The following is a 13,584-nucleotide window of genomic DNA, read 5'->3' on the forward strand; positions in this document are numbered from 1 at the left end:
GCCTCCAATCAGGGGTTGGAGGGTAACTTAGGCATCCTTTGCCGTTCGGGCCAGCGTGAGCGTGCAGACTTCCGTCGCGCCGGCGGCGAGGAGGGCGGTGCTGGAGGCGGCGAGCGTGGCGCCGGTGGTCAGCACATCGTCCACCAGCAGGACCCGGCGGCCGCGCACCGGGGCGGCGCGGCAGGGGTGCGGGGAGATGGCGCCGGCGAGGACGCCCTCCCGCGCCGCGCGCCCCAGCCCCTCCAGCTTGGCGGTGGGGGCGGGGCGGGTGAGCGCGTCCGGCGCCACCTGCAGCCCGAGCTCGCGGCCCACCGCCTGCGCCAGCAGCGCCGCCTGATTGTAGCGCCGCGCCCAGAGCCGCCGCCAGTGCAGCGGCACCGGCACGACGAGCGCGCCCTCCGGCTCCAGCGGCGCGGCGGCCCGCGCCATCCAGGCGCCGAAGGGGCGGGCCAGCTCCGCCCGGTCGTAGGCCTTGAAGGCCACCGCCAGCCGCGCGCCGATGTCGCGGTAGAGCAGCACCGAGCGCCCGCGCACCCAGGGGCGCGGCGCGGCGAGGCAGGCGTCGCACTGCACGGCGACACCCTCCGGCTCCTCCCCCGGCAGGGGCAGGCCGCAGACGTCGCAGACGAGGCCGGAGATCATGTGCGCCTCGGGCCAGCAGGCGGGGCAGAGGGCGAAGTCATTCTCCACCAGCGCCCCGCAGGAGACGCAGGCCGGCGGGTAGATCAGCCGCGCCAAGGCTTGCATCCCGCCCGCCATCACCGCATCTCCCTCTCCATGAGCCAGGCCCTCACAGACCGTGCCGCCCTCGCCCGCCAGCGCGCCCGCGCGGCGCGCAACCCGGCCCTCTTCCTGCAGGAGGCGGCGGCCGACGACGTTCAGGAAAGGCTCATCGAGGTTAACAGGGCCTTTACGTCCCCCGCGGTGGTGACGCCCTGGCCGGATCTCTGGGCCGCGCGCCTGCCCGGCGCCAAGCTGATCCCCGATCGGGAGACGCTGGATCTCACCGAGGGCTCCCATGACCTCGTCATCCACGCCCTGTCCCTGCACTGGGCCGACGATCCGCTCGGCCAGATCATCCAGTGCGCCCGCGCGCTGAAGCCCGATGGCCTCTTCATCGCCACCTTCTTCGGCGGCGAGACGCTCGCCACCCTCCGCGCCGCTCTCGCGGAGGCGGAGGCGGCCGTCACCGGCGGCGCCTCGCCCCGCGTGCTGCCGATGGCGGAGGTGCGGCAGGCCGGCGCGCTCCTCCAGCGGGCCGGGCTCGCCCTGCCGGTGGCGGACCTGACGCCCCTGCCCGTCTCCTACCCCTCCGCCCTCGCGCTGATGGGGGACCTGCGGGCCATGGGCGAGGGCAACGCGCTGGCCCAGCGCCTGCGCCGCCCGACCCGGCGGGAGGTCTTCGCCCGCGCCGCCGCCCTCCTGCAGGCAGGGGCGGATGACGAGGGGCGGATCACCGCTCGGTTCGAGCTCATCACCCTCACCGCATGGGCCCCCGCGCCCGACCAGCCGCAGCCCCTGCGCCCCGGCTCCGCCACCACCCGGCTGGAGGACGCGCTGCGCGAGGCGCGGAATGCCGCGCCGAAAGACCGGCCCGACAATTGATCCTTCACCGCCGTCGCGCGTATTGAATGCGCGACAGGAGGCACCCCATGCACCAGCTCCCCCCCGATCATCCGAGGATCCCTTCGGAGAAAACCGGCATTCTGCTCGCCAATCTCGGCACGCCGGACAGCCCCGATTACTGGCCGATGCGGCGCTACCTGTCGGAGTTCCTCTCGGACAAGCGCGTCGTCGACTACCCCGCGTGGCTCTGGCAGCCGATCCTGCAGGGGCCGATCCTCGCCCGCCGCCCGTCGAAGAGCGGCGCCAACTACCGGATGATCTGGAACAACGAGGCCAACGAGAGCCCGCTGATGACGATCACCAAGGCGCAGACGGCGGCCGTAGCCGAGTGGGCCGAGGGCCGTTACGGCGACAAGGTGATGGTCGAGTTCGCCATGCGCTACGGCAACCCCTCCACCCGCTCCGTCCTGCGGCGGATGGTGGAGGCGGGGTGCTCGCGGCTGCTCTTCTTCCCGCTCTACCCGCATTACGCCGGGGCGACGGTCGCCACCGCCAATGACGAGCTGTTCCGCGGCCTGATGAAGGAGAAGTGGCAGCCGACGCTGCGCATCGTGCCGCCCTATTTCGACGAGGACGATTACATCGCCGCTCTCGCGAACTCCGTCCGGGCGGGGCTGGCGGAGGATGTCGACATCCTGCTGTGCTCCTACCACGGCCTGCCGGAGCGCTACCTGCGCGAAGGCGACCCCTACCATTGCCAGTGCCACAAGACGACGCGGCGCCTGCGCGAGGCGCTCGGCTGGGACGAAACGAAGATCAAGACGACCTTCCAGTCGAAGTTCGGCCCGGAATCGTGGCTGCAGCCCTACACGGTGGAAGAGGTCGCTCGGCAGGCCGAGGCGGGCAACAAGCGCGTCGCCGTCATCGCGCCCGCCTTCTCGTCGGACTGCATCGAGACGCTGGAGGAGATCCAGGGCGAGATCCAGGAGAGCTTCACCCATGCGGGCGGCGAGCGCTTCACCTACATCCCCTGCCTGAACGCGGGGGAGGAGCACATGGCCGTGCTCACCCGCCTGATTGAGACCAACCTCGCCGGCTGGACCCTCTAGTCGTCGCCGCCCTTTTACTCGCCGCCGTCGCTCGAGCTGTCGCTGCTGGCGGCGACGAGGATCAGGGCGACGGCGCCGGCGAGCATGTAGAGCAGCGGCCGGGTCTGCCCGGCGAAGCCGGCCGTCGCCTCCACCACCTGCGGCGGCGCCTCGGGCGCAACCTCCTGCGCCATGGCGGGCAGGGCGAGGCCGGCGGAGATGGCGGCGGCAAGGATCAGGCGTGTCATCGGCAATTCCCCTCTGAATGCGGGGGCACCCTGCGCGCTCGCTCCGCTCAGATCAAGATCACCTTGGTGCCCACGGGCGTCAGGCTGAACAGCTCCTCGATATGCTCGTTGTAGAGCCCGATGCAGCCGTTGGAGCTGGGGCGCCCGATCTTGCGCGTGTCATGCGTGCCGTGGATCCGGTAATACTGCCACGACAGGTAGAGCGCGAAGGGCCCCAGCGGGTTGGTCGGGTCACCGCCCTCCACCACTGCCGGCCACTCGGGGTTGCGCTCCAGCATCGACGGCGTGGGGCGCCACGTCGGGGCGACGACCTTCTGCGTCACCTCGCAATTGCCGCGACGCGTCAGTTCTTCCGACGCGGGCACGGAGGTGGGGTAGAGGCGGTAGATGCTCTGGTCGGCGTTCCAGAAGTGCAGCGCCCGGCTGCGGATATCGACGAGGATCGCCGCCGGCACGGTGCTGTCGAAGTAATCCTGCCAGTTCAGCGTGCGGAAGCTGGAGACGTTGCGCGACACGCTTTGGCTGATATCGCCCTCGATGATCGTCGAGTTCTGCATCGTGGTGCTCTGCGCCATCGCGGCGGTCCCCGCGGCCGAGGCGGCGGAGGCGATGAAGAGGCGGCGCGACAGTCGGGGGGCGGAAAGCTTGCCCATGGGCGGCTCCTTTGCGGATCTTGGCTGCTCGGGAGCGGTCATACTCCCTCGCGGGCCGAAGCGTAAACGTCCGCGCGTGGCATCACCGCAATGTGAGGCTCGGCTCGGCCATCCGCCGCCGATGCGGGATTTGAACAGCCCCGCGCCCCGCGCTAAGGAGCCGGGACAGCTTTTGGAGACGCCTCATGCAGCGCCGGACCTTCGCGCTCGCCCTGCCCGCCCTCGCTCTGGCCGCCTGCGGGCGGCCCAGCAACGTCGGGCCCGACGGCCTGCCGCCGCCGCAGATCTACGACATCACGCCCGAGGTGGAGGCCGGGATCCCGTTCCGCTTCCTCGACGGGCTCAACACGCTGCGCCAGGCGGCCGGTGCCGGGGCGGTGCAGCTCGACGCCGCCCTCAACGCCGCCGCCGCGACCCATTCGCGCGACATGGCCCTGCAAAACCGCCCGTGGCACTTCGGCTCCGATGGCTCCTCGCCGCTCGACCGGCTGAACCGCGTGGGCTACAGCGGCGGCCTCGTCGGAGAGGCGATCTCCGAGAGCTACGAGACGGAGCTGGAGACCCTCGCCGCCTGGGCCGAGGCCCCGGAGACGCGCGAGGTTCTCCTGTCGCCCCGCGCCACCCGGATCGGGCTGGCGTGGTTCCAGGAGCCCTCGGGCAAGCTCTGGTGGACGCTGGTTCTGGGGAACTGACGGGCCGGCGTCGATCTTCTGAGCGCTGAATGGCTGCCGGGGAGCTCCCGGATCAGGGGAATGCCCGTCGTGGTCGCCCCTTCCCCGCCCGCAACCGGGCCGTCCCTCTCAGGCGCGGGGCGAGCGCCTGCCCGTGGGATGGCGCACCGTCAGTCCCGCGGTGCGCTTCATGCGCGCCAAAGCCCTCCCCGCCGTGAGCTAAGCGCCAAGCCCAGCCAGAGCGCCAGCCCGCCGGGACGGGCAGGCGCTCGCCCTGCGCCTTTGGCGCGTACCGGGCGGGGCAAAGCTCGACCGTGGCGCCGATTGGGGTGCCTCGTAGGCCGGGCTTCAGCCCGGCACACCCGCCCCTCAGGACGTCAGCAGGATCGGCGTGCCGTCGTTGACCATCGCGTAGATGTCCTCGATCTCCCGGTCCGACACGGCGATGCAGCCGGCCGTCCAGTCCGCCTTGCCGTCGAATTCCTTCGGCGTGCCGTGGATGAAGATGTCACCCCCCGGCGAGCGCCCCATCGATTCGGCGAAAGCGCGGTCGGCGCTGTTGGGGTAGGAGATGCCGATCGACAGGTGATAGCGGCTCTCGGGATTGCGGCGGTTGATGTAGTAGGCGCCCTCGGGCGTGCGCCCGTCCCCCTCGAACTGCTTGTGCCCCTGCGGCGTGAAGCCGAGCTGGAAGTCGTAGACGGCCAAGGCCTTGTTGTAATGCAGAAGATAGAGCCGCCGCTGGCTCTTCGCCGCCAGAAGCTGCGTCACGGCCGGGCCGTCATACGTCCTGAACTTGCTGGTCGCGCAGCCGGCGAGGCCGGTGAGCCCCGCCGCGGCTGACGCGGCCAGGAAGGTGCGTCGGTTGATCATTCGTCTGCCTCTCGCGCCGGATTTTCCGGTCTCTTGCTCTCCCGGTTCTTTACAGCGCCTGACGGGGGCTGTCCAAATCGCGGCTTCGTGAGCGGCGCGGTTCAGCGGGTCGCCCGTGTCGCCAGCTCCACATGGGAGGACCAGCGGAACTGGTCGACCACCCGCACCGGGCCGAGCGTGAAGCCGGCGGCGGTGAGCCGGGCGGCATCCCGCGCGAAGGTGACGGGGTTGCAGGAGACGAGGGCCACCGTGGAGAGCGTGGACGCCGCGATCTCGGCGATCTGCGCCTCCGCCCCGGCGCGGGGCGGGTCGATCACAGCGGCATCGAAGCGCGCCAGCTCGTCGGGCAGGAGGGGGCGGCGGAAGAGGTCCCGCGCCTCGGTCGTCACCCGGTGCAGCCCCGGCGGGCCGCGCCAGCCGGCGTCCAGCGCGCGCAGCATGGCGGCGTCGCCCTCGACGGCATGCACCTCCGCCCGCTCGGCGAGCGGCAGCGTGAAGGTGCCGCAGCCGGCGAAGAGGTCGACAATGCGGCGCGCGCCCTGCGTCGCGGCCTCCACCTCGGCCCGCAGCGCTGCCTCCCCCTCGGCCGTCGCCTGCAGGAAGGCGCCGGGCGGCGGGGAGACGCGGGCGCGGCCCATGGCCTGCGCGGGGGCGGAGAGCTCCGCCACCACCTCGTCGCCCCAGGCGATGCGGGAGAGCTCATGCGCGGCGGCGAGGGCGGGCAGCTCCATCCGCAGGTCCCGGTCCAGCGGCCGGCCGCCCTCCACCAGCACCTCCGGACCGGCAAGCGAATCGGTGACCGTCAGCGCCACCTCGCTCTTGCGGGAGGCGGCGAGCACCGTCAGCGCCTCCAGCGCCGGGAGTGTGGCGCGCAGGCGCTCGGTCACGAGCTGGCAGTCCGGTATGGCGGTGATCTGGTCCGAGGCGCGCATGTGGAAGCCGACGAGCGCGCCGCCCTTCGTCCGCCGCCCGGAGAAGCGGGCACGGCGGCGGGAGCGGGGTGGAGAGGTCTCCGGCCCCGTCACCTCGGCCTCGATCCCCTGCGCGGCGAGTGCCTTCTCGACGATGCCGCGCTTCCAGTCGGCGACGAAGGGGTCGGAGGCGTGCTGCATGGCGCAGCCGCCGCAGGTGCGGAAGTGCCGGCAGGGCGGGGAGACGCGGGTGGCGGAGGGCTCGAGGATGCGCGGTGTCCCCTCGCCCGGCTCGACCAGCTCGCCGGGCAGGACGCGGGGATGGAGCGAGCCGTCCTCGGCCCGGCCCTGGCCGGTCAGCGTGAGCGTTTCGATGCGGAGCGCCATGGCGGCGGGACGTCGGGCAACCGGGGCGGGAAGTCAAGCGGGAGGGGCGTTGGGGGGCCCGGCTTGGCGGACAGCAGGCCCACGCGCTGTTCCGCCGTTGCCGACTTTCTCCGCCGCTTGGGCCTCCTACCCCCCTCTGCGCCAACGTCGCCGCTTTGTCCCCCGCCCGGTGCGCGCCAAAGGCGCAGGGCGAGCGCCGGCCCGTCCCGTGGGCTGGCGCTCCGGTGACGTTGGCGCGGAGCTCGGAGCGGGGATGTAGTGGCGCCATAAAGCGCTGCCGCGGAATTGTCGGAGCGCCACCCCACGTGCCGGCGCTCGCCCTGCGCCTGCGGGTGTGTGCGCGAGTGGCAGGAGGGCGCGGGAGGAAAGGTCCCGCCTACCGACGAGGCGAATGGCCGTCCCCTCCCCTGCGGATGGCGTGCGCGGGTGGCCAGAGGGAGGTGGGTTGGAAACCCACCCTACGGAAGGAGCCGCCGCCCTCCCCTTACTCCGCCGCCTCCTGGCCTCCGTCGGTGCCAATGAAGCCGCCCGACTGGCGCTTCCAGTAGCGGGCGTAGAGGCCGTCCTGCGCGAGGAGGTCGTGGTGCGTGCCCTCCTCCACGATACGGCCGTCGTGCATCACCACGATCCGGTCCATCGAGGAGAGGGTGGAGAGGCGGTGCGCGATGGCCAGAACCGTCTTGCCCTCCATCGCCTCCTCCAGCGCCTCGAGGATCTGCGCCTCGACCTCGGAGTCCAGCGCCGACGTCGCCTCGTCCAGCACCAGGATCGGGGCGTCCTTCAGCAGCGCCCGCGCCAGCGAGATCCTCTGCCGCTGCCCTCCGGAGAGCTTCACGCCCCGCTCGCCGAGGAAGGCGTCGTAGCCCTGCCGGCCCCGGAAATCCCGCAGCTCTCCGATGAAGTCGTGGGCCTCGGCGCGCGCCGCGGCATCCTCGATCTCCGCCTGGCTGGCCTCGGGGCGGCCGTAGCCGATGTTCTCCCGAGCCGTCCGGTTGAACATGGAGGTCTCCTGCGTGACCATCCCGATCTGCTTGCGCAGGCTCTCCTGCGTGACCTTCGAGATGTCCTGCCCGCCGACGCGGATCGCGCCCTCCTCGGCATCGTAGAGCCGCAGGAGCAGCGCCACGAGCGTCGACTTGCCGGCGCCGGAGGCACCCACGACGCCGACCTTCTCGCCGGGGGCGATGCGCAGCGTCAGGTCGCGGATGCCGCCGGAGCCGCCGCCGTAGGTGTAGGTCACGTCGTCAAAGAGGATCTCGCGCGCCGGCTCCAGCTCCACCGCGTCGGGGGCATCCTGCAGGCGCCACTCGGGGGTGAGCGTGTCCACCGCGTCCTCCACCTCGCCGAGGTTGGAATACATCTGCATCAGCGTGAAGCTGACCCAGCCGGTCATTTGCGCGAGGCGCAGCGCGATGGCGCCGGCGGCGACGATCTGCCCGGTGCTCGCCTGCCCCTGGCTCCACAGATAGAGGGGGATGCCGACCAGCAGCACCGGCAGCGTGCCGGCCAGTGTCATCAGCCAGAAGCGGAAGGAGGTGGAGACATGGCCGAAGGCCAGCTGGTCCTGCCGGAAGCGGCGCAGGGCGCCGAGCGCGGCACGATCCTCGTACTCGCTGTGCGCGAAGAGCTTGACCGTCTTGATGTTGGTGATCGTGTCGACCACCTGCCCCGTCACGCGGGCCCGGCTCTCGGCCCGGTCCTTCGCCGTCTTGCGGATGCGGGGGATGTAATGGATCAGCAGCCACAGGTAGCCGCCCAGCCAGACGAGCAGCGCGACGACTGTCCAGCCGCCGATCAGCCCCAGCATCGCCAGCGCGCCGATGAAGGAGGAGAGGGCGAAGATCACCGTGTTGACGAAATCGTTCGCCAGATCCGACACGGCGCGCGCGGCCTGCATTTCCTTCTGGGCGATGCGGCCGGCGAAGTCATTGTCGAAGAAGTTGACGGAATGGCCGAGCGTGTAGCGGAAGAGCCGCCCCAGCACGAGGTTGAAGATGTTCGGCGCCATCATCACCGTCTGGCTCAGCGAGTTGAGCCCCAGCGCAATGGGCCGGGCCAGCACGAAGAACGCGGCGACCAGCGCCAGCAGCACGCCGTTGTCGGAGAAGAACTGCGCCGGCCCCGTCTGATCGGTGGAATCGATGATCGAGCCGAGGAGATAGGCGGCCAGCACCTCCGTCGTGCCGGCGACGAAGGAAAGGGCGGAGGCGATGAGCAACACGCCCCCCGCCCCATTGAGCGACCAGCGGATGAAGGCGAGCGGCGTGCGGGGCGGCGGGGAGCTGGCCGGGGCCTCGTAATCGAAGGGCCGTTCGATCTTCTCCCGCAGGGTCGTAAGGTCGACCCTGTGCCCCACCTGCTGCCCGCTGGCCTCGCTCATCCCGTCACGCCTTTCATTCCGCCGCCTCGACCTCGTCTCCCTCGCCGAGGAAGCCGCCCGACTGGCGGGCCCAGAGGCCGGCATAGATGCCGCCCTTGTCCAGAAGCGCCTGATGGCTCCCGTCCTCGACGACGCGCCCGTGATCCATCACGACGATCCGGTCCATCTGCGCGATGGTGGAGAGCCGGTGCGCGATGGCGATCACGGTCTTGCCTTCCATCATCCCGTAAAGGGTGTCCTGAATGGCGGCTTCCACCTCTGAATCGAGCGCGGAGGTCGCCTCGTCGAGCACCAGAATGGGCGCGTCCTTGAGCATAACGCGGGCAAGCGTGATCCGTTGCCGCTGGCCTCCGGACAATTTGACGCCCCTCTCGCCGACAAGCGCATCGTAGCCGGTCAGGCCCTTGTTGTCCTGCAGGCGCTGGATGAACTCATGCGCCTCGGCGCGCCTTGCCGCCTCGATCATCTGCTCTTCGGAGGCCTCGGGATTGCCGTAGAGGATGTTGTCGCGGACGGAGCGGTGAAGGAGCGAGCTGTCCTGCTGCACCACGCCGATGGCGCGGCGCAGGCTGTCCTGCGTCAGCGTCGAGATGTCCTGCCCGTCGATCAGGATGCGGCCGGCCTCGGCGTCGTAGAAGCGCAGCAGCAGCTTGACGAGCGTCGACTTGCCGGCGCCGGAGCGGCCGACGAGGCCGACCTTCTCGCCCGGCTCGACCGTCAGCGACACGTCCTGCAGCCCGCCCGTCTTGCGACCGTAGTGGTGGGTGAGCCCCTCCACCTCGATCCGGCCGTTGCCGAGGGCGAGGTCGCGCGACTGCGGCCTGTCGACGAGGGTCACGGGCTGAGCGATCGTCTCCATCCCCTCGGACACGACGCCGAGGTTCTGGAAGAAGTTCGACACGGCCCACATGATCCAGCCGGACATGGCGTTGAGCCGCAGCACGAGCGCCACGGCGGCGGCAACGACACCGGGGCTCGCCGCGCCCTGCAGCCAGAGCGCGATGGCCCAGCCGGCGACGGCGACAATGAGGTAGCCGTTCAGCACCGTCAGGCCGAGATCCATCAGCGTGTAGAGCCGCATCTCCTTGCGGACGGTCTGGCGCGTCTCCTCGATGGCCTCGCGCGCATAGTCGATCTCGCGGGCATTGTGGGCGAACATCTTCACCGAGTGGATGTTGGTGTAGCTGTCCACCACGCGGCCGGTGAGCTGCGAGCGCGCGTCGGAGGAGGCCTTGGAGGCCGGCTCGATCCGCCGGATCACCCATTGCATGAGGAAGGCGTAGAGCGCCGCCCAGATCAGCAGCGGCAGGATCAGCCGCGGGTCGGCATCGCCGAGCAGCACGGCGGAGCCGATGAGATAGGCGATGGCATAGGCGATGGCGTCGAAGAGCTGGAAGACCACCTCGTTCGCCGCGGGCGGCGTCTGCATGATGCGCCCGGCGATGCGGCCGGCGAAGTCGTTCTCGAACCAGCCGACGGATTGCCGCAGCACGTGCCGATGGCTCCGCCAGCGGATCAGCGTGCCGAAGTTGACCATGACGGTGTTGTGCAAAAGCGCCATGCCGACGATCTGCACGGCAGGCCGCACCGTCAGCAGGAAGATGGCGACGAGGATCATCTCGACGCCGTGCTCGGCCCAGAAGCCCTCGGGCCCCAGATCGAGCAGGTCGACGAGACGCCCCATGTAGCCGATCAGCCAGAGCTCGACGATCGCGGCGAGGATCGAGAAGATCGCCGTGGCGATGAAGACCTTCCGGAACGGCTTGGCGTACTCGTAGATGAACGAGAACAGCTTGCGCGGCGGATGGTCGGTCTCGTCGTAGGGGGTGTAGGGATCGACGAGGTTTTCGAAAAAGCGGAAGAATGCAGAAAACATGGCAGGAGGCCTGAAGTAGGGGTCAGCAATGAGAAGAAGGGGCGGTCTGCCGGGCCACCCAAACGGGATCGGACCGGTCAAGCCTGGTCGATTGGGATCCCGTTTCTCATCGTAGCCTCCTGAATGGGTGCCCTTCCTCTATCCGACGACAACGAGAATGTCACCCCTTCAAATCGAGCAGCGCCTCCCGGCCCAGCGTGAAGCCCGACTCCACCCACAGCCGCTCCAGCTCCCGCAGCCTCTGCCCCAGCGCCGGGCCCTCGAACTCCGGCTTCAGATCCGCCGCCATCACGGGAAATTCGGCGCCCGCTCCGCGCCTTAGCGGCTCCAGCGCCTCCGGCCCCGCGCCGCGGAGGGCAAGGGCGGAGGCGCCGTCCTCCGCGCCCAGCCGGTAGCCGAGCTCGGCGGGGCCCTGGGGGGAGGCGACAGCCTGTCGCAGGGCCTCGGTCCGCTTCGCCGCCGCCTTGGAGAGGCGGAATCGCTCGAAGGGGGACTCGCCCCCCAGCGCCGCGAGGCGGCGCACCGCGTCGGGGGCGAGGCCGAGCGCCGCCTCGGCATGGACGAGCGGCGCGATGGCCAGCGCCTCCGCCCCCGGCAGCACCCGCGCCAGAAGGCCGGAGGCCTGCATGGAGGCGAGGGCCGGCGCCGGGTCCGCCGCCGCGAGGAGGCGCATCATCTCGTGGCCGATCCGCTCGCGGGAGAGGTGCTCCAGCATCTCGCCCGCCTCCGCGCAGGCGGCGAGTCCCTCGGTGTCGATCCCCTCCGCCGGGTCGCCGTACCACGCGGTGAAGCGGAAGAAGCGCAGGATGCGCAGGGCGTCCTCCGCGATCCGCTGCGGCGCCTCGCCAATGAAGCGGACGCGCCGGGCCTGAAGGTCCGGCAGACCACCGAGCGGGTCGAGCAGCTCGCCGTCCGAGCGGGCATAGAGGGCGTTCATCGTGAAGTCGCGGCGCGCCGCATCCTCCGCCACGTCGGTGGAGAAGCGCACGATGGCATGGCGCCCGTCCGTCTCGACATCGGCGCGGAAGGTCGTCACCTCCAGGGGCTCGCCCTCGACGACGAGCGTCACTGTGCCGTGCTCGATCCCCGTCGGCACGGCCTTGATCCCCGCCGCCTTCGCCAGCTCCGTCACCCGCCGGGGCCGCGCGTCGGTGGCGAGGTCGAGATCGCCCGGCGCCAGCCCCATCAGCGCGTTGCGCACGCAGCCGCCGACGAAGAGCGCCTGGTGGCCCCCGGCCTCAAGCATCCCGGTCACGGCCTGCGCCGCCGGGCTCTCCAGCCACTCCGCCTGCAGCTTCACCGCATCACCTCCGCCAGCCCGCGCAGCATCCGCGCCGTGGCGCCCCAGATGTAATAGGGCCCATAGGGCACGGCATAGTAGCGGCGGGCGATGCCCTGCCAGCGGCGGCCCTCGATACGGTAGTTCGCCGGCTCAAGCAGGTGCGCGAGGGGGACGCGGAATATCTCCTCCACCTCGCCCGCCTCGGGGCGCTCGGGGAAGCCCGGCTCCACCAGCGCCAGCACGGGGGTGACGGCGAAGGCGGTGACGGTCTCGTGGCTGGGGAAGGTGCCGAGCACCTCGACATGGGCAGCGGGCAGGCCGATCTCCTCCTCCGCCTCGCGGAGGGCGGCATCGACCGGGCCGCTGTCCACCGGCTCCACCTTGCCGCCGGGAAAGGCGATCTGGCCGGGGTGGTGGCGCAGGTGCGAAGCGCGCTTGGTGAGGATCACCTGCGGGCCACGGCCGGCATCCTCCACCCCGATCAGCACCCCGGCCTGGCGGAGCTTGCGCCCCTCGGGCCTCAGCTTCGGGTTCAGGTCGAAATCGGAGGAGCCGCCGCCGGCGGCCCGCTCCAGAGCCCTCGTCAGTCTGCCCCGCAGGTCACTCATCGCGAGGCGGATCGGTCGCCTCGAAGCCAAGCGTCTCGGGGGCGAACTCGTAATGGGCGCCGCAGAACTGGCAATCGGCCGTCACGATCCCCTCCTCGGTCGTCATGTGACCGATGTCCTTGGCGGAGTAGATGGAGAGCGACTGGCGCACCTTGTCCGCCGAGCAGGAGCAGCCGAAGCGGATCGCCTGCGGGTCGAAGACGCGCGGGTTCTCCTCGTGGAAGAGCCGCACCAGAAGGTCCGTCGGCGCCACCTCCGGCCCGACCAGCTCATCCACCTCGACGGAATCGAGCAGGATGTTCACGCGCCGCCAGTCCTCCGCCGCATCCTCGTTGGGGGCGACGAGATCTTCCGCGCGCAGCAGGCCGTCGGCATTGGTCGCGTCCCCCTTGGCGAAGGGCGAGGCCTTGGGCATGTGCTGGAGCATGACGCCGCCGGCGCGGATGTCGTCCTCCGCCTCCTCGCGGCCCCAGGCGAGGGAGAAGCGCGTGGGCAGCTGCTCCGACTGGGCGAAGTAGGTGCTGGCGCAGGCGGCGAGGGAGCCGCCGGCCAAGGGTGTGATGCCCTGATAGGGATGCGTGCCCTCGCCCTGGTCGATCAGCACGGCGAAGTAGCCCTTGCCGATCTGCCCGAAGGCGTCGGCCACGGTGTTCAGCCGCTCGGCATCGTAGGAGGCCCAGGCGCGCATGCGGGCGCGGCCGCCCGGCTCCTCCGGCGCGTAGTAATCGGCGGCGAGGATACGCACCGGCCCGTCGCCGCGCACCTGCACGGAGAGCTTCCAGCGCAGCTTGACGCTCTCGCCGATGAGCGCGGTGATCAGCGCGACCTCGGCGACGAGGCTCTCAACCAGCGGCGGGTAGTCGTGCTGGGAGAGCAGGTCGTCGAGCACGCCGTCGAGCCGGGCGACGCGGCCACGGATGTCGGGAATGTCGAGCTGGAACGGCAGGACGGTGTCGTCCCAGGCGATGCGGGCGCCGAGGGTCATGGGCTTTCCTTGGCCAATGTGGGTATACGGCCCCCCATATAGGGGTGGCGGATGAA

The 13,584-nt window shown here is 70.8% G+C and carries 13 protein-coding genes; 3 read left to right on the forward strand and 10 right to left on the reverse strand.

The features are described from left to right. Positions 1–27: 27 nt before the first annotated feature. Positions 28–759 (reverse strand): ComF family protein, encoded by a 732-nt coding sequence (locus GY170_RS17200; protein WP_235924241.1) that lies wholly within the window; start codon positions 757–759, stop codon positions 28–30. 18 nt (positions 760–777) lie between these two features. On the opposite strand from GY170_RS17200, the gene GY170_RS17205 reads away from it, so the two are divergent. Both GY170_RS17205 and hemH read left to right on the forward strand, forming a co-directional pair. Further along, positions 778–1,605: a methyltransferase domain-containing protein gene (locus GY170_RS17205; RefSeq protein WP_163895897.1), complete on the forward strand. Its 828-nt coding sequence runs from the start codon at positions 778–780 to the stop codon at positions 1,603–1,605. Between the two features lie 47 nt (positions 1,606–1,652). Further along, positions 1,653–2,675 carry a ferrochelatase gene (gene hemH / locus GY170_RS17210; RefSeq protein ID WP_163895899.1) on the forward strand — a complete coding sequence of 341 codons (1,023 nt, stop codon included), beginning with the start codon at positions 1,653–1,655 and terminating at the stop codon, positions 2,673–2,675. A 14-nt stretch (positions 2,676–2,689) separates the two neighbouring features. On the opposite strand, the gene GY170_RS17215 is transcribed toward hemH, so the two are convergent. Both GY170_RS17215 and GY170_RS17220 read right to left on the reverse strand, forming a co-directional pair. Further along, positions 2,690–2,902, reverse strand: a complete 213-nt coding sequence (locus GY170_RS17215; RefSeq protein ID WP_163895900.1) for a hypothetical protein — start codon at positions 2,900–2,902, stop codon at positions 2,690–2,692. 47 nt (positions 2,903–2,949) lie between these two features. Further along, positions 2,950–3,555: a L,D-transpeptidase gene (locus tag GY170_RS17220; RefSeq protein ID WP_163895902.1), complete on the reverse strand. Its 606-nt coding sequence runs from the start codon at positions 3,553–3,555 to the stop codon at positions 2,950–2,952. A 185-nt stretch (positions 3,556–3,740) separates the two neighbouring features. Here GY170_RS17220 and dalA point away from each other — a divergent pair, with 185 nt between their 5' ends. Then, complete coding sequence (gene dalA / locus GY170_RS17225; RefSeq protein ID WP_163895904.1) at positions 3,741–4,247, forward strand: divisome-associated lipoprotein DalA; 507 nt, start codon at positions 3,741–3,743, stop codon at positions 4,245–4,247. Positions 4,248–4,595: 348 nt separating this feature from the next. Here dalA and GY170_RS17230 read toward each other — a convergent pair whose 3' ends face one another. From GY170_RS17230 to hslO, 7 genes are all read right to left on the reverse strand, one after another. After that, complete coding sequence (locus tag GY170_RS17230; protein ID WP_203531366.1) at positions 4,596–5,099, reverse strand: L,D-transpeptidase family protein; 504 nt, start codon at positions 5,097–5,099, stop codon at positions 4,596–4,598. A 101-nt stretch (positions 5,100–5,200) separates the two neighbouring features. Then, positions 5,201–6,397 carry a class I SAM-dependent RNA methyltransferase gene (locus tag GY170_RS17235; RefSeq protein WP_163895906.1) on the reverse strand — a complete coding sequence of 399 codons (1,197 nt, stop codon included), beginning with the start codon at positions 6,395–6,397 and terminating at the stop codon, positions 5,201–5,203. A 484-nt stretch (positions 6,398–6,881) separates the two neighbouring features. After that, the gene (locus tag GY170_RS17240) at positions 6,882–8,777 is read right to left on the reverse strand and encodes an ABC transporter ATP-binding protein (RefSeq protein ID WP_163895908.1); all 1,896 of its coding nucleotides are present in this window, start codon (positions 8,775–8,777) and stop codon (positions 6,882–6,884) included. A gap of 13 nt (positions 8,778–8,790) precedes the next feature. After that, positions 8,791–10,653 (reverse strand): ABC transporter ATP-binding protein, encoded by a 1,863-nt coding sequence (locus tag GY170_RS17245; RefSeq protein WP_163895909.1) that lies wholly within the window; start codon positions 10,651–10,653, stop codon positions 8,791–8,793. Positions 10,654–10,813: 160 nt separating this feature from the next. Then, positions 10,814–11,953, reverse strand: a complete 1,140-nt coding sequence (locus GY170_RS17250; protein WP_163895911.1) for a CCA tRNA nucleotidyltransferase — start codon at positions 11,951–11,953, stop codon at positions 10,814–10,816. Beyond that, entirely contained in the window at positions 11,950–12,543 is a 594-nt protein-coding gene (locus GY170_RS17255; RefSeq protein WP_163895913.1) for a CoA pyrophosphatase, read from the reverse strand. The genes GY170_RS17250 and GY170_RS17255 overlap by 4 nt, the downstream gene beginning before the upstream one ends. Continuing rightward, complete coding sequence (gene hslO / locus GY170_RS17260; RefSeq protein WP_163895915.1) at positions 12,536–13,528, reverse strand: Hsp33 family molecular chaperone HslO; 993 nt, start codon at positions 13,526–13,528, stop codon at positions 12,536–12,538. Before hslO ends, GY170_RS17255 begins: the two co-directional genes overlap by 8 nt. Positions 13,529–13,584 lie beyond the last annotated feature (56 nt).

It is taken from the genome of Pseudoroseicyclus tamaricis, assembly GCF_012070395.1.
Lineage (GTDB): Bacteria > Pseudomonadota > Alphaproteobacteria > Rhodobacterales > Rhodobacteraceae > Pseudoroseicyclus_A > Pseudoroseicyclus_A tamaricis.

Excerpts from the sequence above, each read along its gene's own strand:
- GY170_RS17255 (WP_163895913.1), bottom strand. The coding sequence starts at position 12,543 with ATGAGTGACCTGCGGGGCAGACTGACGAGGGCTCTGGAGCGGGCCGCC.
- GY170_RS17220 (WP_163895902.1), bottom strand. The coding sequence starts at position 3,555 with ATGGGCAAGCTTTCCGCCCCCCGACTGTCGCGCCGCCTCTTCATCGCC.
- hemH (WP_163895899.1), top strand. The coding sequence starts at position 1,653 with ATGCACCAGCTCCCCCCCGATCATCCGAGGATCCCTTCGGAGAAAACC.
- hslO (WP_163895915.1), bottom strand. The coding sequence starts at position 13,528 with ATGACCCTCGGCGCCCGCATCGCCTGGGACGACACCGTCCTGCCGTTC.
- GY170_RS17235 (WP_163895906.1), bottom strand. The coding sequence starts at position 6,397 with ATGGCGCTCCGCATCGAAACGCTCACGCTGACCGGCCAGGGCCGGGCC.
- GY170_RS17245 (WP_163895909.1), bottom strand. The coding sequence starts at position 10,653 with ATGTTTTCTGCATTCTTCCGCTTTTTCGAAAACCTCGTCGATCCCTAC.
- GY170_RS17230 (WP_203531366.1), bottom strand. The coding sequence starts at position 5,099 with ATGATCAACCGACGCACCTTCCTGGCCGCGTCAGCCGCGGCGGGGCTC.
- GY170_RS17205 (WP_163895897.1), top strand. The coding sequence starts at position 778 with ATGAGCCAGGCCCTCACAGACCGTGCCGCCCTCGCCCGCCAGCGCGCC.
- dalA (WP_163895904.1), top strand. The coding sequence starts at position 3,741 with ATGCAGCGCCGGACCTTCGCGCTCGCCCTGCCCGCCCTCGCTCTGGCC.
- GY170_RS17240 (WP_163895908.1), bottom strand. The coding sequence starts at position 8,777 with ATGAGCGAGGCCAGCGGGCAGCAGGTGGGGCACAGGGTCGACCTTACG.
- GY170_RS17215 (WP_163895900.1), bottom strand. The coding sequence starts at position 2,902 with ATGACACGCCTGATCCTTGCCGCCGCCATCTCCGCCGGCCTCGCCCTG.
- GY170_RS17200 (WP_235924241.1), bottom strand. The coding sequence starts at position 759 with ATGGCGGGCGGGATGCAAGCCTTGGCGCGGCTGATCTACCCGCCGGCC.